The following is a 22,809-nucleotide window of genomic DNA, read 5'->3' as shown; positions in this document are numbered from 1 at the left end:
CAGGCAAACTTAAACAATATATCACTGAGTATTATAACATTTCTGGAGTGAATTTTAATGATAGCCTCTATGTACGAGCGTAGAATGAAAGCTGCCAATCGTATTGCTGTGGTAATTTTTCTCATCGGAATCGTTGTTCTTCTTATCGATTGGCCCGACTCTTCCGATGATTGGTTTAATCTTATTTCTATTGGCATCTTAGGTTTGTTGATGATAAGTATCGCATCTAGCAGTCGAAAAAAATACTTAGACGTGAAAGATATTCATATTCCAGACTCCAACGTTCCTTTAAATGAATTAGACCATCTCGTTTTAAAAAAAGAAGTTAGTCTATTCCCACGGTTACTTTTATTTGAAAAAAGTGGTTTTTTTGTAGGAGTAGTAAAGCCGATTCGGGTTATCTCACTGCTTTATCCTCTCAGCCTGCTGCTTCGAGATTCTCTCATTTTGATGATCCCTATCTCCTACGGTGTCTTTAACAATGAAAACAACTTATTGTTCACCTTCAAAAAATCAGGTATTAAACAATCAACAGTTATTATAAAAAATGAAAAGGGAAAACATATCGGTACATATGAACAGGACAATTTTAAAAAAATAATGAATATAACAGGGCGTCTTAAAAACGCGGAGGGTGATATTATTCTACCTGTGGAAACGCAAGGACTTGCGGGTGATTTCACGTTATTCGACAAGCAAGGGAGACAATGGGCACATTTTTATCATGGTTATTTTCCCTATGAATATACAGACTTGTTTAGTGATACGGAGAATAACATTGTATATTTATCAGACGACCTCGACAAACCTTCAAAAAGATTATTGATAGGATTAATTAGTTATATGTTCCTCACACGAAACAGCAGGTAAACCCCTGCTGTTTCTCCTCTTTTCTAGAACCATAAAATTAATCAAATCGAAGTCCAATGACGACAACTCGATTTTCCTGTTCGATAATTTTCGACAGCTCTTCTTTTTCAAACCAATGACTAGACAACGAATTCCCTGAATGCATTAAAATGAGTGGGGACATTTCATTTGATTTAGGTTTAATCTGTTGAACCTGTGTACTTGCCTTCTGGTCAAAGGAAAACGGCAACTCTATCGGTACAGTCATTGTTTGAGAATTTATAGTATCTGCTTGTTCTGGTTCAGATGTTGTCCCAGTAAAAAAATCGATTTGATCCTCATCATCTGAACGTAACCCATATACAATGTCATCTGTTTCTGCGAAGTCACCCTCTTGAAGTCCATTTGGGCCTGATTTTTCTTCTATTTTTTCACCTTTTTCATAAAAATTAACCACGAAGCTAAACGTGTCAAATTCATCGTCAAATGATTCCACATCTAAAATACCAGCTTGATCTAGGCCAAAACCGAGATAATATTGTTCTTCGTCCGTTAATTCTTTCGATTGAATCATATTACCGTCATCAGCTTGACTACATGCAGATAAGAAAAGGGTGAAAACGCCTATTGGTAATAAACGTTTCATACATAAACCTCCATGCTTCTATCTCTGTTGATAATTATTCTGAACTAGGTGGTTCCGTGATTTCAATTTTTTGATAAATTGTTTTAGTAACTCCATCATTTACCAGGTCTCCTTCAAGGTGTTCTCCTTCTTCTCCGTATACGTCTTGGATATGCTCTATTTCTCCCGCCGGTCTCATTTTCACTCTCACAAATGGATCAGCATCATAATCAATAGAGTCCTCACTCGGAAGCGGTACCCTTAATTGAAACGATCCGTCTGGATGAACATCATCATCATTGTTATATCCTGAAATTATGTATTGATCGGCATCCACTGTCCCGAGTATTCTTGAACCTTCCAATATATTACTTTCTCCTTCTATGTACATAAAGCCATTTTCTACCTTCGATTCGATATCCATCCATACGTTCGTGTCTCCATAGTCTTCAGGCCTTTGATAATTAGGAGCTTCAATCTTTTGCGTTTCTCTTTCTTCATCTACATCAAAGGTGTAATCCAAATAGCCCATGTAAACGGGATCACCGTTTTCCTGCACTTCATCAGGATCAACTCTTATGAATGGTCCTTCCAACTTTTCACCATATTCACCATAGACTTCTTGCACATCTTCTTCTTGATCATTTGGTGCAAACGTAAACATCAATTCAACTGGCTCATCATAATTCGGAAAATCAATCTCGTCCGAAAAAGATCCATCTTCTTCTACGCGCAATGTAGTACCATATCCTATTAACATCTTATTAACAACGTCAAAATGAACAGAAATAGTTGAACCTGGTACCAAATTCGTTGTTCCTTCTACGCGAATCTTATCATCATCATCAATAAAAGAGATGTCACCATCGATATCTATGTTGGTATCACCTTGATTTTCCTTGGGTTCTTCTGATTTTTTCTCTTCAGACGCGGATTTATTTGTTTCCTCAGATTGCGCATCATCCGAAGTTTTTTCTGCAGAGGATTCTGAAGGTTCGGTTTCATCTACAGAACATCCTGCTCCCACAGCTAGCAAAGTAAACAGACCTATCAAAAACAGTTTTCTTTTAAACATTACTTATTTTCCTTTCTTTCCCCATTGCAGACGGTGTAACTTCGTTTTAAAATCCTATCATTCCTCGAGTTCCTCAGACTGAATAATAATTTCTACACGACGATTCTTTTCACGATTTTCTTCTGAATCATTAGATACGATTGGTTCGCTCTCTCCAAATCCCTCCGTCGTGTAGTCAAAACTACTAATATTGTCTTGCTCTAGAAAATAGTCCTTTACTGCTTCCGCACGTTCTTCTGACAAGGTTTGATTATAAGAAGCATCCCCTTGATCGTCTGTATGTCCGTTAACAGCAACATCTGCATCTTCGTACTCTTCTAGTTCTCCACTTATTTCTTCCAATAAACTTTCGGCATCATCCCGAAGAGTGGATTCATCAAAATCAAATAATAAGTGATCCGGTACTTCCATTTTCACTTCTTCCTTTTCATTATTCCAATTTACCGTTACATCTGGCACACTTATTTCTGGCACTGTTATATCATATGAAAAATCGTAGTTAGAAAAAGAAAAATCATAGTTAGAAAAGGAAAAGTCATAACCTGAACTACCTTCTTCCTCATTTTCTTCTTCTTTCTCCTCTTCTTCCTCATCGTTTTCTTCATCATCTTGATTTTCTTCCTGTGACGACTCATCTTGGTCATTCGTAGCTTCTGTTTCTGATTCTTCTGCTGCATTGGATTCAGATTCCATTTCTTCTGGATCAGACGATTCATTCTGATTCGAACAAGCAACCAACCCAATTAATATAAAAATCCATAGAAACCCGTGTTTTATAGACATAATAATTCCTCCTCGTTTTATCCAAACCATGTACTTAATAACGGCCAACCATCTTTCCAGTCAAAAAATAAAAAACCTAACACGTTAAGTACAAAAGCCTTCTTCACATGGTCTAGTTTTAATTCTTTATCCTTATATTTCAAACGCATCACGTTAGACATTATCCCTAAACTTAATATTGCTACAAGTATATTAGACGTAACAAAGATCCATGTTATTCCAAATACTTTTTCAAACGGCGATGAATCAATCGATACCCACACCATTAATGAAGTTCCTAATACAAAAAATGAAATTGAAATTATATTTAAGAGTTTGACTAACATACTTTATCCCTTTCTTGCTCCAAACAATTAAACGGCTAGGGGGCTCTCTATCCTTAAATAGATTTCATTCTCTTTTATCCAAACCACACGCTAATTACCGGCCATCCGTTCTTCCAATCAACAAACAGAAAACCAAATACGTTAATTATAACAGCATTCTTTACATGTATTAGTTTTATTTCTTTATCCTTACTATGTATACGTAGAAGGTTAGACACCATTCCCGTGCCCAATACCCAGGTAAGTACCTGTAATGTAACAGAAATCCATGTTACTTCAGATATTTTTTCAAACAGCGATATATCAATTCCTGCCCATATGAACAATGTAAAAGTTATTACTGGAAAAAATACTGAAATTATATTTAGGAGCTTCACTAATATACTATTACTCCTTCCTATCCTTAATTATTAAAGGTTAGGGAAAGGAATCTCCATCATCCTTAATTGGCTTTCCTCCTCGTTTTATCCAAACCACACACTAGTTACCGGCCATCCATTTTTCCATTCGAAAAGCAGTAAACCAAATACGTTAATTATGACAGCATTCTTCACATGTATTAGTTTTATTTCTTTATCCTTACTATACATACGCAAAAGGTTAGACATCATCCCATAAACAATACCCCGAAAAGTACGAATAATAAAGTCGTTTAAAACGCAACATCGTCGGTATGTTCATCTAATAATTCGTCCATTACTCCCACTCCTTTATGTGTCGCATTTTCCGTCATGCTAATGATCGTCGATGTAAGTATCAATCACTATTTCGGAGATAAGTTTTCTACATTTGGATGGTTGCTTAACGGCTCCGTATATAGCAACATGTTGATTCCCATACCCACTGTAAATTCTACATAAGCCCCACTACTAGCGTCTTTCCCGTAGTACCTATCGCAATCCCCACCACTTCTATAAACTCCGTCAGTTCCAGGCGCAGGTGTTACAAGATTTCCATCAACATCTTCATATATTCTATAATCAGGGGTTAGAGATGTACACATAGAAACCGGAGGACCGTCTAATGCATAATAACCAATCATTTTTCCGTCAGAGTTTTGCAAGTACACATACGCTAATTGCCCTTCTTTGTCCCATGTCTCTGTCCAAAAATTAATTGTTTCTCTAGTTTTTGGATTATTCATTTCTTTTGCCGGTTCTAACTCTGTTAATCTATCATAGGTGTCTTGTTGTGCTTCAGTTTCTTTGTCCTGTGATGTTTCTTCCCCTTGGCACGCTGTTAAAAATACCGCCGTCATCGTTACTAAAAACATTAAAATTGTTGTTTTACCTATTGCACCGTGCATACCGTTTCCTCCTTGTTTTTATTAATTTCATACGGAAGGTCTGACGCTCTAAATTTTCCTCTTGTAGATTCCTTCCGAGCATCTGCATTGTACGAGTCTATTAATTCCACTCTTTTATTCTCAGAGGCTGTTATTGACGTATTTAAAACTGTTTTCCGTTGCTGGCTATCCGTTGTCTCCAATTCGTCTTCCATGTTCTCAATTTTGCTTTCTAAAGATTGAATACCAGCGCAAGTATCGTAAAAACGGTCATATGAAGCTATCCGATAGTCACTATCAGCCTCTGTTTGTTCAATCTGACCTGTTTCTCCACGGAAATCTGCCGTACTTCTTTGTAAAAATCCAAACCCATAAACGGCTACCAGAAACAATACTGCAACCGCTAATAGTGAACCAATCAATATTATAATAATTTTTTTCATGTTTCCTCTCCCTTTCTTTCGTTAAGTTTTAAGCGCATATTCCGTCTAGTATTTATTGTTCTAATTTTTTTATAGCGCCATTCAGAGCTAAACCGAGTGATTTTCCATGGCCTATCTGTGATGTAACAGAAATCCATGTCATTCCAAATATTTTTTCAAACGGCGATATTTGTTTTGGACGAAACAATAGGATTTAGTAATAATGACTACCTTTTCAAAATGGACCTACCTTGTTTAATAAAAAAAGCAAAAACCAACACTGATCAGCTTCAAAGGGATATTGAGGACAAAAACAAAAGCAAATCCCCTTCCCCTTAATGTTTATATAGAGGGAAGGGATAAAGTATGCTAGTGAAACTCCTAAATATAATTTCAGTGTTTACACCGGTAATAGCAGTTACACTGTTCATATGGGCAGGAATTGATAAGCATTGTCATCATCCTATTCTAAAAATTTATCTATTAATATCTATCATGTGTATTTAGATACACTATTTTTATCATAGGGAATACTTTCCATCAAATTCTTTCAGAGGAAAATACTGTTCTTATTGTTTAGCAAAGGACCTTTGGCTTAAATAGAATGGACTAGTGGTATTAAAAATGAATTGGGACTTAATAATCTAGTGTTTTACAAAAAACCTTCTTTTTCTCTTTTGATAACTTATTTTATACTATAAATGAACACGTATATATCTGAATATTATGTAATCTCAACGCATTATTTTGTTATATTAGGACGATTGATTTATTTTATAATCGAGACTATTGCACTTCCTGATTTTAGACAAGAAAACCAAAAATCGTAAATATTTTTGGTTTTCTCTTTAACTGGGGGAAGAGTGTACTTGGCTAGTATATTAGAGGTTGTTTTTTCGGCTTGATACTTTTTGATACATATATGATATGCCTAGTAATACTAAACCAAAGCAGAAATATGCGATGATTTTGCTTCCTTCTGTTAAGAAAGCTAGATCAACGAAACATAGCTTTGCCGTTGAAAACAACGATAATCCTAGTCCAATACGGCGGACAGCAACGTAATTCTTTTTAAATCCATATAAGATATAGGCGACCGCTGTAACCAAGAAAATCAAGCTAATCACAAATCCGACATCGCTCAGCTGAAACTGAACGTTTAGAAATGCTGCTAACACAGCAATAAAATAAACAGAAAGAATGGTCGGATACAGCTCCATGTTTTTATATTGCCCGCGTATATAAGCCACTAACAAATCACGGCCTGTCGCATAAATCAATATGTTAAATCCAATCAAAACCACAAGTGCTGTATAATCAGTGAACGCATTCTGCTCTCCACTTAGTGCAGGCATCGTTGCCGTTACAATCCACCCAACGAAACTTCCAATTCCGTATAGAAACAGACAAAAATACTTGACGGTTCGATCATACAATAGCGGTATTTTTTTCAATCCGTATCCTAATCCAACGGATAAGAAAGAAAATACTAGGAACTGATAAAACCAATAGTGTTCAAAATCACTTGCAACATTTTGACTGAACAAATATGCCCCTTCATAAACGACATAGATCCACACATTCACAAGTGTGAAGTACTTTAATCCAAGGATAAATCCAGCAAATCCTCCAAATAGATTGGTCCGAGTTGTCCTTGTCTGATCATATACGTAATACAGCATGACTAACACTAATCCAGCGATAATCGCAAAATATTTAAAATGAAAGAAATCCGGATTGAAACCATTGATGTATCGATAAACGTCTAACGAAAATGTCGCGACAGTTAATCCAAATATGCTCCAACCAGCTTTTTCTAGCAAGGATAGTTTGTAACGATTCGCATATAGCATAATGACAACACTTTCAACTAGCCAGCCAAGAGCGAGCCATTCTACCCCGAATTGGAAAGGAATAATCAACACAGCAAACGCAATCGACGTTCCGTAAAAAAGAACCATTGTTTGCTTTTCGAGAGGCATTCTTCTCTCAACAAACCGTCCTAATGCAAAATAAACAAGACCGAATGTAACAGCCAGTAATCCTCTATAGTCATTCCAATCCAACGTATGGAAAAGGAAATAAATAACAGAACAGCTAATGCCAGTATTAAATGCTAACAGAACGATATCAGCCCACTTCATCGATACTTTATACGTTAGTGGATATCCGATTGTCAGCATTAAATAAAGCAGGAACGTTACTATTGTATACGTCAGACTAACTCCACTGCTTGGCGATAGAAAAACGAGAATAAAGAAAGATGGAATGTTCAAGAAATAACTAATGTAGTGAATGATAATCCACTGTTTTTGAAACGTTATCCACAAAATAGAGCCGCTCAAAATAAGTAAGTACGCCATCGCGGCATATACCGCGTTATCCTCAAGACCAAATGAAAACAAATACGAGTAAAACGGAATGTATCCCCCTACTAAACCAAACGTGCACACAGTTTTCGATTGATAGCGTAAAGACAGTACCACTGCAGTGACGGTAACCAATACAGACAGAAGCAAAGCAGCATTTAGTCCTATAATTTCTAATAAAAAATAACTGAAGAAAATCGATCCATATAACACAGCAATTCCGCCGCCAATTAACCCAAGTGCAAATGTTTGTCTGCCTTTCCGATACAGCCATTCACCACCAAAAAGCATAAGGATACCAAACAGCGAAAACATGCCGCCTTTCAGGTAATCATTAAACCAAGATGTGTAAGAATACCGAAACGCAGCCGCCACACCTAAAATGATTAAAAGCATTCCTAATTTATTAATCCAATGCAAACCGATTTTCATTTCAATCTGATTTTGTTTGGCACGCTTTTGAATAACGTCTTCGGTCACTTCTTCTTGACCTAACTGTTCATATTGACTAGAAAATGAATGTAATAAATCCTGCTCTTCCTTTGCTAGAAGATTACGTTCTTTTCTGATTGTTTCATCAACTTCTGCCGCTAAATCCTCTAATTTCGTTGTGATTTCCTGTTTATCCTCGCGAATCGAGTGGTTCACACGTTCTTTCAGCTTCAAAATTTCTGCTTTAGAAGATGTCTCAAGTTCAGTTAATTGGTCTCTTTTTGTTTCCAATTCCGTGCTAAAATATGTATTCAATTTCTGCTTGGATAATTTAAGAATATTAGTTTTTTCATCTATAATCTGCTCATGAAGGGCATAGCGCAATTTTTGATTTTCATGCTCCATCTGACTGTATTTCTCCCCTAAATCATGAAGCCTTTCGAGATAATCCTGATTAGTTTTCCTAAGAGTTTCATTCTCCTGCAGAACATTACTTGATTCGTATTCCATAACAACAGCATTAAATTCTTCCATAAGCCTTTTCTGCTCATATTTCATTTGAGTTAATTTTTCTTTCATTCTATCCACTTTATCCCTCCTCTTCTTTGTTTTCCTCAACCAATATCTCCCATTTTACTAAAAAGACATACAAATAAAAGCGTTTTTTACCATTTCACACCATATTCCATAATTTCGAGACATTACGGATGAATAATAGAATACGGGTAGACACACAATACACTAAAAAGGAGACTCAATATGGACACGAAACGAGCAAAAGATATTCTAGCATCGGAACATTTGATTAACGTTACTTATCAAGGAGATCCCATCTACATTCAAGACGTTGATGAGCAAAATAATGCGGCAAAAGTGTATGAGCTTGAAAATCCTCAGCAAAAACATCACGTCTCTGTTCATGAGTTACAAGAAAAATAAGGCATATTAAAACGACCCGATTTTCTTCTAAAGCAAAACAGGTCGTTTTTATATGTAATTGTCGGAAGACGTCGCATCTTCTACTTCGTGCGCTTGCAATTTTTGTTAGATTTACAGTTGTTTTGAAAACATCTGTAGAATCTGCAAATTTTCACCAAAAATGCTTCACTTTTCTTTATAATTATTCTAAAATATTCTTTGTGCGTTTTTAGATTACTATTCTCATCCTTCAGGAGGTACGTGATGAAAATCCAAAAAGTAGAAGTAAATAAACTGGAAGATAAAATAAAAGGACTACGTATTCGCATGGTTTACAATGGACAATCCAAAGGACTGACCCACCCCGATACCATTAAATACAGCCAAGAACTTGATGTATACTTAAATAAAATTCAATCATTATAAGCACCGCGAGCCTGTATACAAGGAGACAATATGATATTCTTTGATATCGATGGTACGCTACTAGATCACAATAGGGCGGAAGAGGAGGGTTTTCTAGAGTTTTTACGGGCTCATCGTCACAATTTTCCTTTTTCTGAAAACGAATCTATTCATTTATGGAAAAAGCTATCAAAAACCTATTTTGAAACATTTTTGTCGAATCAATTAACATTCCATGAGCAGAAAATATTACGAATGATCTCTTTTTTTCACGCCGCTAACATTGATATAAGTAACCAAGCCGCTGAACAAAAATTTAATTTATATCTTTCATTTTATAAGAAAAATTGGAGACCTTTTCAAGATGTTACTCCAACGTTGCATCGGCTAAAAGCAAAGGGACATACTTTGGGAATAATTAGTAATGGTGATTATGACCAACAAGTCGAAAAATTGCAAGATATGAAGATAATCCAATATTTCGATTCTATTACCACATCTGGTGAATGCGGTATATCTAAACCAGATAAGACTATTTTTAAAAAAGCTTGCGCTAACACTGATACACCATGTCGTGATTGTTACTATGTAGGGGACAGGTTAGATACCGATGCACTTGGGAGTATAAATGCTGGTATGAAGGGAATTTGGCTTAATCGTGGTACCTTCAATATAACGCATCAAGATGTCATCGTTATCCATAGCCTCAACGAGCTAAGTGACATACGTGTATAAACTTCTAATAGCAAGTAAATAGGATAAAGTTGACAGTAACACTACCATTTTGGCTAGTAAATAGTTAGTTTTGGACAGTAAATGTAAGTTTAGCTAATAAATATACTGATTTGGGCAAGTAATCATGGTTCTTTGGCTATATTTTATCTTTTTAAAAAAAACGGAATCTGGTAACCAGAGATTCCATCCTTTGTGCAGCCTCAATTTTTTAAGAGTGTGCTTCTTTCCACATCCGCTGCAGACGGACCTTCTTTGAAGGAGGATAAGCTATGGGCTGCATGTCCTGCGCCAACGCCATAGATAGAGGAGGTTCGGTTAAAAGCCACCTCATGACGGACATTTTCGGACGTTTTCAACATTGATTTGTCCTGAGAAAAATGCAAGCGCGCCTGCTTCCCGAAGTCACTTTCACAAGAGGTGATGACTTCAACGTCCGAGAACAGGACGTTCGACGAAGAACGTCCTGTCCGGAGGCAACACCGAACGAACCTGCATCCTACAGGTCCTCGTGTCGGCCTCCGAACGGCTGGGCGCTGAAGCTGGATTCCAAAAACGCCAATATTTTCTTATCCTTTTAAAAAGAGCGAATCCTTATATAACATAAGAATTCGCTCTTTTTTTTACTTCGTTTGGGCTGCTGCTTCTTTCAACGTATCGGCTTTGTCTGTTTTTTCCCACGGCAGTTCCACATCTGTTCGGCCAAAGTGACCGTATGCAGCCGTTTGACTGTAGATCGGACGTCGTAAATCCAGCATTTTAATAATCCCGGCCGGACGCAAGTCGAAATTTTCTCTTACCAGTTCAGCCAACGTATCCTCAGATACATGAGCTGTTCCAAATGTTTCGACCGAAACCGATACAGGCTGTGCTACACCGATAGCATAGGCGAGCTGCACTTCACATTTTTTGGCAAGACCTGCAGCAACGATATTTTTAGCTGCATAGCGGGCTGCGTATGAAGCGGAACGATCGACTTTAGTCGCATCTTTTCCAGAAAACGCACCTCCCCCATGACGGGCGAATCCACCATATGTGTCCACAATGATTTTTCTGCCTGTCAATCCAGCATCGCCTTGAGGGCCGCCTATAACAAAACGTCCTGTCGGATTGATGAAATACTTCGTTTCTTCGGTTAATAAGTGTTCCGGCACAACAGGTTTAATAACGTGCTCTTTCAAATCTTTTTCAATTTGTTCTAATGTTATGTCCGCATGATGTTGTGTAGAAATGACAATCGTTTCTGCCCGAAGCGGCGTGCCATCTTCTCCGTATTCCACCGTTACCTGCGTTTTCCCATCTGGACGCAAATAAGGAATAGTACCGTCTTTACGTACCGTTGCTAATCGACGGGCCAATTTATGAGACAAGGAAATCGGCAGTGGCATAAGTTCAGGAGTTTCGTTATCCGCATACCCAAACATTAAGCCTTGATCCCCCGCCCCAATCGCTTCTAATTCGTCTTCCGTCATTTGTCCTTCTCTTGACTCGAGAGCCTCATCTACCCCTTGAGCTATATCAGCAGATTGTTCATCGATGGAAGTAAGTACCGAACACGTTTCATAGTCAAACCCATACTTCGCACGTGTGTAACCTATATTTTTCAGCGTATCTCTTGCTATTTTTGGAATATCTACATACGTAGATGTCGTAATTTCTCCTGCAACGAGAACAAGCCCTGTATTCACAATCGTCTCACAAGCAACACGTGCGTTCGGGTCTTTCGATATAATTTCATCTAAAATGGCATCGGATATTTGATCACAAATTTTGTCGGGATGCCCCTCAGTAACTGATTCTGATGTAAATAATCTTCGTCCAACCGTTGACATATATACTGCCTCCCTAACTAAGATTCTTGTGGATGCTCCACGCAATGGTGGATTCCTCAAAACGTTTTTTACTAAAAGACGAGAAGGAAAAACAGTTTATTTAAGTATAAAAAAACATAAATACCCCTTTTCCATGGCGAGGAAAAGGGGTTTGTCCGTTCACCTTTTTCGCCTCTTATCTTCCAAGACGATATCCGTCTCTCCAGGTTAGCACCTTTGCCTCTTTTTCTAAATGAGGATGGTTGCTGGGCTTCAAAGGGCCTGTCCCTCCACCAACTCGGGATAAGAGTATCCGTTCGGAAATATAATAACGCAGTTAAACACTCCTGTCAACTAATTACTCTCCTATATTGCAGGCTCCTGTTTCACAGCGGTGACGTATAAACTTGTGTCTATTTCTCGCTACCAATTTGTACATCTTGTCTCCCGCCCAGTCGGCTCCAGGTAAATAAAGCAGCGGCGCCACCCATTTTCCGGCTGGGATGAGTTGTATGATTCGTTTCACCGCTGCATATCCAGTGTATAGATACGTGTTTTTTTCTAAAAGGTGCATCGCCTGCTGTACATTTCTTTCTTTTAAAAAAGGATACTCGTTTAAAATGTCAGGATCTTGAATGGAACGCCAAGTTATTAATTGGTGGTGGTCCCATTTTTCGATTTCATGCTTTGACTGCTGACATAACCCGCATGATTCATCATAAAAAACAACAAGTGTCTTTGTCTTGTCTTCCATTCATGATCCCTTCTTTCATCATTAATATCTATCATTATTTTAACACGTTCTTCCAATTAATAATATAATATCAAAATCACCAATTTAGTATAGACTATTTAAATAAATGTGTTATACTAATTCGTAATAAAAATATTAATGTAACTCAGAAAGGATGTACCGAGATGATGACAACCCGTTTTTCAAACAAACTATCTAATCTTCTTCATGGAGAAAATGTTGAGATGAACCTTTCCATCTCCACTCTTATTGAAAAATCATTATTTCGCGGGGAAGGGCAATTGACATCAAATGGCGCATTAAGTGTATCAACCGGAAAATACACAGGAAGGTCTCCAAAAGACAAATATATTGTCGAAGAGGATTCGGTGAAAGACAAAGTAGATTGGGGAAACGTGAATCAGCCTATTACTCGTGAACGTTTTTCTTCGCTATATGAAAAGGTTTTGAAACACTTAACTCATAAAGATGAATTATTTGTTACTCAAGGGTATGCGGGTGCGGATCCGGCCTATCAACTTCCGATTCAAGTCATCAATGAATATGCTTGGCATAATGTATTTGCTCGTCAGCTTTTCATTCGTTCGGATAACGCCTGCCGACAAACAGACGATACCACTTTCACAATCATTAGTGCGCCTCATTTCAAAGCGGATCCAGAGCGGGATGGGACAAAATCTGAAACGTTTATTATCATTTCGTTTGAAGAACGGGTCGTATTAATCGGCGGAACAGAATATGCCGGAGAAATAAAAAAATCTATCTTTTCGGTTATGAATTTTCTTTTACCAGAACAAGACGTCCTTTCTATGCATTGCTCAGCTAATGTGGGAGAAGAAGGAGATGCCGCTTTATTTTTCGGTCTATCGGGCACAGGAAAAACGACGCTTTCTGCTGATCCGAATCGGTATTTAATCGGGGACGATGAACACGGCTGGTCCGATAATGGCGTTTTTAATATCGAAGGGGGTTGTTATGCGAAATGCGTTCATTTATCTTACAAAAAAGAACCAGAAATTTGGAATGCCATCCGGTTTGGGAGCGTGCTTGAAAATGTAGCCGTGGACCCACAGTCAGGTGTTCCGGACTATGACGATACAGCTGTAACCGAAAACACGCGGGCCGCTTACCCATTAGATAATATTCCAAATGCTTTAGAGAACAGCATGGCAGGTCATCCTTCCACTATTATATTTTTGACAGCGGATGCCTTTGGCGTACTGCCTCCCATCAGTAAATTAACAAAAGAACAAGCTATGTATCATTTTTTAAGTGGGTACACTAGTAAATTAGGAGGAACAGAACGAGGTATCACCGAACCTCAAGCAACGTTTTCTACTTGTTTCGGCTCTCCTTTTCTGCCACTAGAAGCGTCGCACTATGCCGAAATGCTGGGAGAAAAAATTCAGCAGCATGATGTTGATGTTTTTCTCGTTAATACAGGCTGGTCGGGAGGTCCTTATGGCGTTGGTAAACGAATGGATTTGTCGTACACGAGAGCTATGATTCAAGCCGCATTAGAGGGCGAATTGCAGACATCAGAAACAAGTCAAGATTCTATTTTCGGACTCCATGTTCCACTGCAGTGCCCTGGGGTTCCAGATAAACTTTTACAACCGGCTCACACTTGGGATAACAAAGAAGCTTACATCGAGAAAGCGAACGAACTCGCCCGTCAATTCCAAAATAATTTCGAGAAATTCTCAAATATGCCAGAACACGTGAAAGCAGCTGGACCAAAAGCAAACATTCCAGCCACAGCGAAATATTAACGAAGTCTAAACGAAGGGATAAACCTCCCTTCGTTTTTTTGTGAAAAAGGGGAAGATAGTAGATTCCGCCGTCCGATTCAGACATATCTTTTTCCTTGCAGGGAATTTTTGTCCCGTATTCCACCCTTTCCAGACTTCCTCCCCTTTTCTCCTTCCATCTGTCCTGTACTCCATCTTTGCCAAACTCTTCTCTACATAAATTTTAATACGGACACGGGGGCCATGCCTTCTTCATATCATGTATTACAAGCTGATATGGAGAGGGGAAGATAAAATGAAAAAGCTAGTGGTATCTGCGTTGTGTAGTATTGTCCTATTAACGGGGGCTTTAGCTGGATGCAATGCATTTCAAAAAGAGGAAAACACAACCGTTGAGCTTGCTGAAGTTACACGATCTATATTCTATGCGCCTCTCTATGTTGCTATGGAGCAAGGTTTCTTTGAAGAAGAAAATCTCAACATAGAACTAACAACAACCTGGGGTGGAGATAAAACAATGACGTCCCTTTTATCCGATGGAGCTGACGTCGCCCTCGTTGGTGCAGAAACATCGATCTATGTAAATGCTCAAGAACCGGCAGAACCGATTATTAATTTTGCCATGCTTACTCAAACAGACGGTACGTTTCTAATGGCTAAAGAAGAAACAGATTCTTTTTCCTGGGAGGACTTAGAAGGAACTACTTTCTTAGGACAGCGTAAAGGCGGCATGCCCCAAATGACAGGAGAGTATGTATTAAAACAACATGATATTGATCCCGCTGCAGACCTTAATTTAATTCAAAATATCGATTTTGCCAACATAGCAAATGCCTACGCTTCGGGCACAGGAGAGTATGTACAATTATTTGAGCCGCAGGCTACCTTGTTTGAGCAGGAAGGACTGGGGCAAATCGTCGCTTCATTCGGTGAAGAATCAGGTGCACTGCCATATACAGTATTTATGGCAAAAGAAGGATTTATTAATGGAGATGAAGACACGGCCCTACGATTTACCCGTGCGATTTATAAAGCACAGCAATGGATCTATGACGCATCACCTGAAGATATCGCATCAACCATTTCACCTTATTTTGATGACACACCGGAAGAAGTCATCGCTGACTCCGCCGTACGCTACCGCGATCAAGAGTCGTACGCACAAACCCCTGTTTTACCGGAAGAAGCGTGGGATAACCTGCAGAACATCATGGAAGAAGCTGGTGAACTGCCTGAACCTTCCGACTATGATGAATTCGTTAATACAGAGTTAGCAGAGAAAGTGATGGAGGATTAAAGGAGGAGCGTTCGATGCTTTCTTTACACAATGTTGAAAAGGTGTACTTCACGGAGGAAAACGCAGTGCAAGCTGTCACCGGGATTGATTTGAACGTATCCGATGGAGAATTCATCTCCTTTATCGGTCCCAGCGGCTGTGGAAAAACTACCGTATTATCCATGATTGCCGGTTTATTTCCACCAACATCAGGCCGAATTATCATGCGTGACAAAGAAATGAAAGGATATTCCAAAGAAACTGGATACATGCTGCAAGAAGATTACTTGTTCCCATGGCTAACGATACGCAAGAATATCGAACTAGGGTTAATCATTACTGGAATGCATAACAAAAATACAATCAACGAAACCCTTTCTCTTTTAAAACAGCTTGGTCTGGAAGATAAAGCGGATGCGTTTCCTTCAGAATTATCCGGGGGGATGAGACAGCGGGCTGCCTTAGTCCGTATGCTTGCCCCGCATCCATCCTTGTTATTACTTGACGAACCGTTTTCTGCCCTGGACTATCAAACCAAATTAAAGCTTGAAGATCTCGTATACACCACTTTAAAAGAACAACAGAAAACCGCTATTCTCGTTACGCATGATCTTAGCGAAGCAATCGCCATGTCAGATCGAATCTATTTATTCCAGTCTAATCCTGGTCGGATCCACAACGTATTTGACGTTCCGGAAACTTTTAAATATAAACGACCGCTCGAGGCAAGAAATAATCCGGATTTTCATCCGTTCTTCCAAAGAGTATGGAAGGAGTTGGAGAATGTTGAAGTACCAAATACAAACACTTCATAAACATTATCTTCACAAAATAAAAAAAGAAAAACGCCGCATCATTGGCACACAGCTTCTGCTTTTATGCGTTTTCTTTCTAACTTGGGAAGTATTAAGCAGATTACAATGGATCGACCCGCTTATTTTCAGTATGCCAAGCCGGGTTTGGGAGCTTGCTATCGAAAATATAGCGGATGGCTCGTTGCTTATCCATTCATCCGTCACCTTAACAGAAACCATTATCGGTTTTACACTAGGAACGATAGGCGGCACATGTATTGCCCTTATTTTATGGTGGTCTCCCTTTCTTTCCAAAGTTCTTGATCCCTATCTCGTTGTACTGAATTCGATGCCAAAAGTAGCTCTTGGGCCTATTATTATTGTCGCATTCGGACCAGGTATTCCTTCTGTTATAGCCATGGCTTGTCTGCTCTCCATTGTCATCACAACCCTTGTCGTTTATAATGCCTTCCAGCAGGTTGATGAAAATTATAAAAAAGTTTTACTCACATTCGGCGCAACCAAAAAACAGCTGTTTCGCCATGCGGTTTTGCCAGCTTGTTATCCAACTATTATTTCAACAATGAAAGTAAATGTGGGATTATCATGGGTCGGGGTCATTGTCGGAGAATTCCTTGTCGCAAAACAAGGATTGGGATATTTGATTATATATGGCTTTCAAGTCTTTCAATTTCAACAAGTGATGATGAGTTTACTTGTTATTGCCATACTAGCCTCTCTTATGTATAAAAGCATTGAAGGGTTAGAAAAATATCTCATGAAGCGAAAAAAACGAATGTAATAAATATCATTCCCTCGCCTACTTTTTCTTAGAGCGAGGGTTAGTTATGATGCAACATCTTTTTTGTCCGCAAGTGTTGTAACGTCCGCGGCAAAACCTCATCTCTCATAATAAAACTATACGAGTCATTCAAATGTTCCGGCAGTCGATCAAACAAAACCGGTCCTTTCGTTTCCATATAATTATCTTTTTCCACTAATTGATTAATATCAGCAAAGTAAACATTTTTCACAACCGTTTCTGCTTTTCCTTGAACCATATACTGACCAACTTGGACAATATGATTCACTTCCCCTCCGGTTTCTTCCCATATCTCTCTTATTGCCGCTTCTTTCGGAGTTTCAGCTCGTTCAATCTTACCACCTGGAAATTCAAATCCTCTCCGCGGATGGTGTGTTAACAGCCATTTTTGCTGAAATCGACAAACAATCCACACATGGCCCGGATTGTTGGAAAATGGACTGTCTTCAAAAGCAAGTTGTACTTCATTTTGGTAATAGTCGAGAAAAGTAAATTTTTTCATTCATGATCGTCCTCTTTAACAATAGTTGCTGCTTATTTTCTTATTCTTTCGTGTATTTAAACGGTTGACTCCTGATAAATTCGTTCTGCCAGCTTTTTTGACCAGCGTACTTGATCTTCTTTTCGTTCCGAGAACTCTTTTAATAAGGCATCTCCTGTGTATCCATCTTCGATCAAGCCCTCTAATATAAGATTTGATATATCGTCTTTATTAGCCGCCATCTTTGCATCAATCATAACACTAACGGATTCATTTAACATAACTACATTTCGTATGGTCCCTGTCATTAACGCTGGATCATTATGCCTATCCGTAATAATCACTTCTAGTACAAGCATTTGCTCACGTTGTTGTTTGTCTTGAAAAAAAGTCTCTTGATTTTTAGGGACGACTGCTTCTATTAACCAAGACTTATCATTCTCTTCCCGATTAATAATTAATCCCTGCTCTAATGGCACATCATGAGTAATAATTTGCTCGTCCTGCATTAACAGTAATTGAACGGTCACTAATCGGAACGTTTTCATACGTATCCTCCTTTTGAGCCATACCAGTTCCTAATTGTAAAAAAGCTGTCCTCAAAAAGGTACAACTTTTGTGACAGCTTTTTTAGTATAATGGAACTGTTTATTCATTAACTTTCTGCTTCGAGTACCTCCGACTGTGCGTCTTCATCCTTCGCCTGACGCTCAGCTATCCATTGAATAAGTGCTCTTTCATCTGCGGTTAACAAGCGACCAAGCTTTTTTTCAAAATCCCTCTGAAGCTCTTCCGCAAAATGTTTCTGCTTCATAAAAACTAGGCTCCTTTTCGTACGTACAGAATGTTAAATAAACCGACAAGTTCTTCAGGGAATTCCCTGAACACATCTTGTACTATACTAAGGATTCTATTCGATACTTGGATAAATCATTCCTGCCAAAACAAAAAAGTTATCAAAAACTATGCATTTTCATAGGCCTTTTTCAGTCTTTTTAACCCTTCTTCCAGAGTAGTCTTTGGGCAGGCTGCATTAATGCGAACAAAACCAGAACCTTCCTCACCAAATATATGCCCTTCACTGAGAGCAAGTTTCGCATTCTTTCGAAGCCAATGTTCCAATTCTTTGTCACTCTTATTCAAGCCGCGCATATCAATCCAAATAAGGTATGTTCCTTCTGGTTCAATCACTTTCATTCCCGGTATATTCGTTTCAATGTATTCTTTAACATAACGTACATTGTTCCGTACATATTCTAATAAACTTTCCAGCCATTCTTCCCCGTGACGGTACGCAGCTTCTGCCGCAACGGTAGCAAATGGGTTGTCAATTCCTACAAATTCGCGCTGCAAATGAGCTTCATATGCTTTTTGTGAACGACTGTTTTCAAATACAACATAAGACAACTGCAAGGAGGCCAAGTTAAACGTCTTACTTGGAGCAAGACATGTCATGGTTTCTACTTCTCTGTCAGCAGCAACTTTTGCAAACGGAGTATGTTTGCCTTCTAAAATGAGATCGGCATGAATTTCATCAGAAACAACGAACACATTGTACGTTTCTGCGAGCTTTGCTATTTCAGTCAGCTCTTGTTCACTCCATACTCTTCCAATCGGATTGTGCGGGCTGCAAAGTAATAGCATTTTCGCACCAGCCTGCATTTTTTTCTCCAAGTCTTCCAAATCTACCGTAAATCCTTCTTCCGCTTCTTTTAACGGGTTGCGCACAAGCGTCCGTTTATTATTTTGGACGAGAGCATAAAAAGGATAATACACAGGCGGTTGAATGATAACACCGTCGCCTTCTTCCGTGAACGTTTGAATGAGATGACTAATTGCTGGAACAACACCGGGTGTAAACACAATTTGGTTGTTGTCTACATCCCAGTCAAACCGTTTTTTTAACCATTCTGTCGTTGCGTCAAACAGTGAAGATGGTCGTCTATGATATCCAAAGATTCCGTGATTCACGACTTCCTGCATAGCATCCAATACAGGTTGCGGGGTTTGAAAATCCATATCTGCGACCCACATTGGCCATAAATCGTCGGCACCATAACGGTCCGGATAAAAATCCCATTTCATCGAATTCGTTTTATTTCTATCAATTACTTTTTCAAAATCCATTATGATTTCCTCCTTATCGGACTATTCAGCGTCCTTAATTACAAGAAAAGCGCAAGGCAACAAAGCTGCAATACGTTTTGGACCGGCCGTTGCGGCTATCTCCGGGCAACTTGACGCTTCCACTAAACATGGAAGACCCAAAAGTATGTAGTTTCCTGTCTTATTTAAATAATAGAATACAAATATTAGTGTGCCTCTTTTTACTACATTTTTCAAGACTTCCACAAGATGTGGTGACTTCAATGCCCACGAACAGGACGTCGCGGTCTTCGCCTGCCAATAAAAAACGACTCCTAGAAGAGAAGTCGTTTTTCACCGTTTATGCGGCTGCATTTGCCGTTCTTTTTTGCTTACGTTTCGGTTTCATTTTTTGTTGTACATAAGGCTGCAAGTAATAGTCTCCCCCGAATCTTCCAGCATTATGTCCAGCGGCTAGCACGAAAAATCCGAGCAATAACATGAGTGGGTTCGTCGACACCGTGCCTGCAAATAGAAACGCAAAGTTCATCGATAATCCAAAGAACGAAGCGTACACGGTTAGAATTCCAAAAATGAGACCCAATCCGACGAATACCTCCCCATATGCGACCATAAAACTGAATATATTACCGAGTGGCAGAGCTACAGCCTCTAGAAACGCTACATACCACGGAAACGCAGCATCACCCGCTTGATTGGTAACAGGATTAGCAATCGCGCCTTGGATAAACCCGCTGGCATCAAACTCACTAGTTACTTTCCCCCATCCTGAAGTCAACCAGTTCCAGCCAAGATATACTCTTATTACTAATAACAAAGCTGCCATAACAACACTGTTTCTTAATGCATTCATCATCATACCATCCACTCCCTTTTTAAGGAACATAACATTGTGAAATATTTCACAATTAAATTATAACCTATTTTACTCCGACACACCACATTTGTCACTGTTTCGTAAACTGTTTTTGATTAAAAAGTATATTGATTATTTTTTATTTTATAAGCAAACTGATTCTTTTTACGATATACTGAATATAGCGAAAAACAGCCATAACAAGGGCTGAAATGGAATTTATAGCGAGGTTATGAAAATGTTAACAAATTGGATCACCAATATAGAAGATGGTCAATATTTAGACATGATTTTTAATAATATTTCTGACATGGTATTTTTGCTGTCCATGAATGACGACGGTTCCTTTCAATATGTCACGGCGAATCAAACAGCGGTAGAAACCCTTCATTTCCCTAAAAATTTTAGAGGAAAACAGGTAAGTAGTCTTATGCCTCCTGCGTCAGCCCAAGTAATTACAGAAAAATACCGAGAAGCAATCACCAAACAGACGACGATAACGTATCAGACAAAAATTGAATTTCCTACGAGTCGCGGTGCTGAATCAACACGCTTCAACTATGTAGAATCAAAAGTAACACCTATTCTTAATAATCAAGGAAAATACGAACATATTATAGCCGTAACTCGGGATGTCACCGATTGGGTTGAACAAGAAAGACAATTAAAACAAGTAAATAAACAAGTAGAACTGATGTTTAACCATGCCGCAGATGCCGTATTTATGTTTGATCATAAGGCAGATTATACGAAAGTTAATCAAGGATTCACTAATCTGTTCGGGTGGACAGAAAAGGAGTTAGTACGTGGCAAAAACATTAGTATCCTACCTCCCACAGACAACGATTTCCCAAACATTTTCGAGCAATTACAAACAGGAAATGTAATTCAAAATCACCATTCCAAACGAGTGACAAAAGAAGGACAGACTGTTGATGTATTAGCATCCTACTCTCCAATCATCGAAGAAGACAGATTGGTTGGCGGCGTTGCGCTGTATAAGGATATTACGGATATGAAGCGTATGCAGGATCGTGTTAGGGAAAGTGAAGAGCGTTACCGCGCGATAGCAAATCACACGAATGATTTAATTCGCACGTTGGATAGAGACGGCATTATTCAATATGCCTCCCCTTCCCATGAGCGTGTGTTAGGCATGCCAGCGGATTTTTACGTTGGCAAGTCGGTCTTATCATTCGCTCACCCAGACGACATGGGAGTACTTCAAAACATGGTCGAACACATCGTTCAAACGGGAGAATCTGCGGAGACGGAATATCGACGCTTCCACAAAAATAGAGACATTATATGGGTAGAGGCAAAGGGAACGCCAGTAATGGACTCAAAAGAATACGTCGAGCAAATTATTATCGTGGCAAGAGACATTTCCAAACGCAAAGACTGGGAAGAAGAGTTAATGACATTAGCTTTACATGACGAATTAACACAACTTCCTAACCGTAGATTGTTCCAACAAGAACTAAAACATTCGATAGAAGATGTGAAACGTAATAACAGCGAACTCGCAATATTAACGATGGATTGTGACGATTTTAAATCTATTAATGATCAGTATGGGCACGATGTTGGTGATGAAGTTATTAAAGGACTCGCCCAGAGAATCAACCAAAGTTTGCGCAGTACTGATATGGTTAGTCGAATGGGAGGCGATGAATTTCACGCTTTACTGACAGACATTTATACAAGCAAAGAAGGAGAACTTGTTGCAGAACGGATTCTGCACGAAATGGCAAAACCTTTTCACATTTGGAATCATACTTTGTATTTGACGATAAGTATTGGTATTACATTTTATCATGGCCATCAAACGGTAGAACAATTATTTAAAGAATCCGATAAAGCTTTATATAACGCTAAAATGACAGGAAAAAATATGTATTGTATTTACGATTCCTAGCCTGGACAGATACTCCCG

23 protein-coding genes and 1 riboswitch are annotated in these 22,809 nt (G+C 38.8%); of the genes, 9 read left to right on the top strand and 14 right to left on the bottom strand.

The window, feature by feature from the left end; all coding sequences use genetic code 11:
* Positions 1–57: 57 nt before the first annotated feature.
* Positions 58–870 (top strand): hypothetical protein, encoded by an 813-nt coding sequence (locus J2S78_RS04465; protein WP_306896650.1) that lies wholly within the window; start codon positions 58–60, stop codon positions 868–870.
* A 37-nt stretch (positions 871–907) separates the two neighbouring features.
* On the opposite strand, the gene J2S78_RS04460 is transcribed toward J2S78_RS04465, so the two are convergent.
* From J2S78_RS04460 to J2S78_RS04430, 7 genes are all read right to left on the bottom strand, one after another.
* Entirely contained in the window at positions 908–1,495 is a 588-nt protein-coding gene (locus J2S78_RS04460) for a hypothetical protein (RefSeq protein ID WP_306896648.1), read from the bottom strand.
* Between the two features lie 34 nt (positions 1,496–1,529).
* On the bottom strand, positions 1,530–2,549 hold the full coding sequence (locus J2S78_RS04455; RefSeq protein WP_306896646.1) for a hypothetical protein: 1,020 nt from the start codon (positions 2,547–2,549) through the stop codon (positions 1,530–1,532).
* Between the two features lie 57 nt (positions 2,550–2,606).
* Entirely contained in the window at positions 2,607–3,332 is a 726-nt protein-coding gene (locus J2S78_RS04450) for an OmpA family protein (RefSeq protein ID WP_306896643.1), read from the bottom strand.
* A gap of 17 nt (positions 3,333–3,349) precedes the next feature.
* Positions 3,350–3,598: a hypothetical protein gene (locus J2S78_RS04445; RefSeq protein ID WP_306896641.1), complete on the bottom strand. Its 249-nt coding sequence runs from the start codon at positions 3,596–3,598 to the stop codon at positions 3,350–3,352.
* 823 nt (positions 3,599–4,421) lie between these two features.
* Positions 4,422–4,964: a hypothetical protein gene (locus J2S78_RS04440; RefSeq protein ID WP_306896639.1), complete on the bottom strand. Its 543-nt coding sequence runs from the start codon at positions 4,962–4,964 to the stop codon at positions 4,422–4,424.
* The gene (locus J2S78_RS04435; protein ID WP_306896637.1) at positions 4,949–5,386 is read right to left on the bottom strand and encodes a hypothetical protein; all 438 of its coding nucleotides are present in this window, start codon (positions 5,384–5,386) and stop codon (positions 4,949–4,951) included. The genes J2S78_RS04440 and J2S78_RS04435 overlap by 16 nt, the downstream gene beginning before the upstream one ends.
* An 860-nt stretch (positions 5,387–6,246) precedes the next feature.
* Positions 6,247–8,745: a DUF2339 domain-containing protein gene (locus J2S78_RS04430; protein ID WP_306896993.1), complete on the bottom strand. Its 2,499-nt coding sequence runs from the start codon at positions 8,743–8,745 to the stop codon at positions 6,247–6,249.
* Positions 8,746–8,925: 180 nt separating this feature from the next.
* Here J2S78_RS04430 and J2S78_RS04425 point away from each other — a divergent pair, with 180 nt between their 5' ends.
* From J2S78_RS04425 to J2S78_RS04415, 3 genes are all read left to right on the top strand, one after another.
* Positions 8,926–9,105, top strand: coding sequence for an H-type small acid-soluble spore protein (locus J2S78_RS04425; protein WP_125555028.1), 180 nt, complete (start codon positions 8,926–8,928; stop codon positions 9,103–9,105).
* A 243-nt stretch (positions 9,106–9,348) separates the two neighbouring features.
* A complete protein-coding gene (locus J2S78_RS04420) occupies positions 9,349–9,510 on the top strand; it encodes an aspartyl-phosphate phosphatase Spo0E family protein (protein ID WP_306896634.1) in 162 nt (53 codons plus the stop codon).
* Between the two features lie 30 nt (positions 9,511–9,540).
* Positions 9,541–10,224 carry an HAD family hydrolase gene (locus tag J2S78_RS04415; RefSeq protein ID WP_306896632.1) on the top strand — a complete coding sequence of 228 codons (684 nt, stop codon included), beginning with the start codon at positions 9,541–9,543 and terminating at the stop codon, positions 10,222–10,224.
* A gap of 620 nt (positions 10,225–10,844) precedes the next feature.
* On the opposite strand, the gene metK is transcribed toward J2S78_RS04415, so the two are convergent.
* Positions 10,845–12,053 carry a methionine adenosyltransferase gene (gene metK / locus J2S78_RS04410; protein WP_306896630.1) on the bottom strand — a complete coding sequence of 403 codons (1,209 nt, stop codon included), beginning with the start codon at positions 12,051–12,053 and terminating at the stop codon, positions 10,845–10,847.
* Between the two features lie 172 nt (positions 12,054–12,225).
* A riboswitch (SAM riboswitch) is annotated at positions 12,226–12,342 on the bottom strand.
* Positions 12,343–12,390: 48 nt separating this feature from the next.
* On the bottom strand, positions 12,391–12,786 hold the full coding sequence (locus J2S78_RS04405; protein WP_306896629.1) for a thiol-disulfide oxidoreductase DCC family protein: 396 nt from the start codon (positions 12,784–12,786) through the stop codon (positions 12,391–12,393).
* 164 nt (positions 12,787–12,950) lie between these two features.
* Here J2S78_RS04405 and pckA point away from each other — a divergent pair, with 164 nt between their 5' ends.
* The 4 genes from pckA to J2S78_RS04385 all read left to right on the top strand — a co-directional run bounded on the left by pckA (position 12,951) and on the right by J2S78_RS04385 (position 17,409).
* Positions 12,951–14,558, top strand: a complete 1,608-nt coding sequence (gene pckA / locus J2S78_RS04400) for a phosphoenolpyruvate carboxykinase (ATP) (RefSeq protein ID WP_306896628.1) — start codon at positions 12,951–12,953, stop codon at positions 14,556–14,558.
* A 274-nt stretch (positions 14,559–14,832) separates the two neighbouring features.
* Positions 14,833–15,834, top strand: coding sequence for an ABC transporter substrate-binding protein (locus tag J2S78_RS04395; RefSeq protein ID WP_306896626.1), 1,002 nt, complete (start codon positions 14,833–14,835; stop codon positions 15,832–15,834).
* Between the two features lie 14 nt (positions 15,835–15,848).
* A complete protein-coding gene (locus J2S78_RS04390) occupies positions 15,849–16,628 on the top strand; it encodes an ABC transporter ATP-binding protein (protein WP_306896625.1) in 780 nt (259 codons plus the stop codon).
* The gene (locus J2S78_RS04385; protein ID WP_306896623.1) at positions 16,597–17,409 is read left to right on the top strand and encodes an ABC transporter permease; all 813 of its coding nucleotides are present in this window, start codon (positions 16,597–16,599) and stop codon (positions 17,407–17,409) included. The genes J2S78_RS04390 and J2S78_RS04385 overlap by 32 nt, the downstream gene beginning before the upstream one ends.
* Before the next feature lie 40 nt (positions 17,410–17,449).
* On the opposite strand, the gene ytkD is transcribed toward J2S78_RS04385, so the two are convergent.
* The 5 genes from ytkD to J2S78_RS04360 all read right to left on the bottom strand — a co-directional run bounded on the left by ytkD (position 17,450) and on the right by J2S78_RS04360 (position 20,876).
* Positions 17,450–17,932: an RNA deprotection pyrophosphohydrolase gene (ytkD, locus tag J2S78_RS04380; protein ID WP_306896621.1), complete on the bottom strand. Its 483-nt coding sequence runs from the start codon at positions 17,930–17,932 to the stop codon at positions 17,450–17,452.
* 56 nt (positions 17,933–17,988) lie between these two features.
* Positions 17,989–18,459, bottom strand: a complete 471-nt coding sequence (locus J2S78_RS04375; protein ID WP_306896619.1) for a YwpF family protein — start codon at positions 18,457–18,459, stop codon at positions 17,989–17,991.
* Positions 18,460–18,566: 107 nt separating this feature from the next.
* Positions 18,567–18,725 carry a hypothetical protein gene (locus J2S78_RS04370; protein ID WP_306896617.1) on the bottom strand — a complete coding sequence of 53 codons (159 nt, stop codon included), beginning with the start codon at positions 18,723–18,725 and terminating at the stop codon, positions 18,567–18,569.
* A gap of 149 nt (positions 18,726–18,874) precedes the next feature.
* Positions 18,875–20,038, bottom strand: a complete 1,164-nt coding sequence (locus tag J2S78_RS04365; RefSeq protein WP_306896616.1) for a MalY/PatB family protein — start codon at positions 20,036–20,038, stop codon at positions 18,875–18,877.
* A gap of 319 nt (positions 20,039–20,357) precedes the next feature.
* Complete coding sequence (locus J2S78_RS04360; protein WP_306896613.1) at positions 20,358–20,876, bottom strand: DoxX family protein; 519 nt, start codon at positions 20,874–20,876, stop codon at positions 20,358–20,360.
* A 235-nt stretch (positions 20,877–21,111) separates the two neighbouring features.
* On the opposite strand from J2S78_RS04360, the gene J2S78_RS04355 reads away from it, so the two are divergent.
* Positions 21,112–22,791 (top strand): sensor domain-containing protein, encoded by a 1,680-nt coding sequence (locus tag J2S78_RS04355; protein ID WP_306896612.1) that lies wholly within the window; start codon positions 21,112–21,114, stop codon positions 22,789–22,791.
* Positions 22,792–22,809 lie beyond the last annotated feature (18 nt).

The sequence above is a fragment of the Salibacterium salarium genome (genome assembly GCF_030813635.1).
Taxonomy (GTDB): domain Bacteria; phylum Bacillota; class Bacilli; order Bacillales; family Marinococcaceae; genus Salibacterium; species Salibacterium salarium.
This window is presented reverse-complemented; position numbering and strand designations above follow the sequence as displayed.

Coding starts and splice junctions, on each gene's coding strand:
- J2S78_RS04385 (WP_306896623.1), top strand. CDS start 16,597: ATGTTGAAGTACCAAATACAAACACTTCATAAACATTATCTTCACAAA.
- J2S78_RS04360 (WP_306896613.1), bottom strand. CDS start 20,876: ATGATGATGAATGCATTAAGAAACAGTGTTGTTATGGCAGCTTTGTTA.
- ytkD (WP_306896621.1), bottom strand. CDS start 17,932: ATGAAAAAATTTACTTTTCTCGACTATTACCAAAATGAAGTACAACTT.
- J2S78_RS04435 (WP_306896637.1), bottom strand. CDS start 5,386: ATGAAAAAAATTATTATAATATTGATTGGTTCACTATTAGCGGTTGCA.
- J2S78_RS04375 (WP_306896619.1), bottom strand. CDS start 18,459: ATGAAAACGTTCCGATTAGTGACCGTTCAATTACTGTTAATGCAGGAC.
- J2S78_RS04415 (WP_306896632.1), top strand. CDS start 9,541: ATGATATTCTTTGATATCGATGGTACGCTACTAGATCACAATAGGGCG.
- J2S78_RS04390 (WP_306896625.1), top strand. CDS start 15,849: ATGCTTTCTTTACACAATGTTGAAAAGGTGTACTTCACGGAGGAAAAC.
- J2S78_RS04405 (WP_306896629.1), bottom strand. CDS start 12,786: ATGGAAGACAAGACAAAGACACTTGTTGTTTTTTATGATGAATCATGC.
- J2S78_RS04465 (WP_306896650.1), top strand. CDS start 58: ATGATAGCCTCTATGTACGAGCGTAGAATGAAAGCTGCCAATCGTATT.
- J2S78_RS04430 (WP_306896993.1), bottom strand. CDS start 8,745: ATGAAAGAAAAATTAACTCAAATGAAATATGAGCAGAAAAGGCTTATG.
- J2S78_RS04425 (WP_125555028.1), top strand. CDS start 8,926: ATGGACACGAAACGAGCAAAAGATATTCTAGCATCGGAACATTTGATT.
- J2S78_RS04440 (WP_306896639.1), bottom strand. CDS start 4,964: ATGCACGGTGCAATAGGTAAAACAACAATTTTAATGTTTTTAGTAACG.
- J2S78_RS04370 (WP_306896617.1), bottom strand. CDS start 18,725: ATGAAGCAGAAACATTTTGCGGAAGAGCTTCAGAGGGATTTTGAAAAA.
- J2S78_RS04445 (WP_306896641.1), bottom strand. CDS start 3,598: ATGGTGTGGGTATCGATTGATTCATCGCCGTTTGAAAAAGTATTTGGA.
- J2S78_RS04455 (WP_306896646.1), bottom strand. CDS start 2,549: ATGTTTAAAAGAAAACTGTTTTTGATAGGTCTGTTTACTTTGCTAGCT.
- J2S78_RS04395 (WP_306896626.1), top strand. CDS start 14,833: ATGAAAAAGCTAGTGGTATCTGCGTTGTGTAGTATTGTCCTATTAACG.
- J2S78_RS04355 (WP_306896612.1), top strand. CDS start 21,112: ATGTTAACAAATTGGATCACCAATATAGAAGATGGTCAATATTTAGAC.
- J2S78_RS04365 (WP_306896616.1), bottom strand. CDS start 20,038: ATGGATTTTGAAAAAGTAATTGATAGAAATAAAACGAATTCGATGAAA.
- J2S78_RS04420 (WP_306896634.1), top strand. CDS start 9,349: ATGAAAATCCAAAAAGTAGAAGTAAATAAACTGGAAGATAAAATAAAA.
- J2S78_RS04460 (WP_306896648.1), bottom strand. CDS start 1,495: ATGAAACGTTTATTACCAATAGGCGTTTTCACCCTTTTCTTATCTGCA.
- metK (WP_306896630.1), bottom strand. CDS start 12,053: ATGTCAACGGTTGGACGAAGATTATTTACATCAGAATCAGTTACTGAG.
- J2S78_RS04450 (WP_306896643.1), bottom strand. CDS start 3,332: ATGTCTATAAAACACGGGTTTCTATGGATTTTTATATTAATTGGGTTG.
- pckA (WP_306896628.1), top strand. CDS start 12,951: ATGATGACAACCCGTTTTTCAAACAAACTATCTAATCTTCTTCATGGA.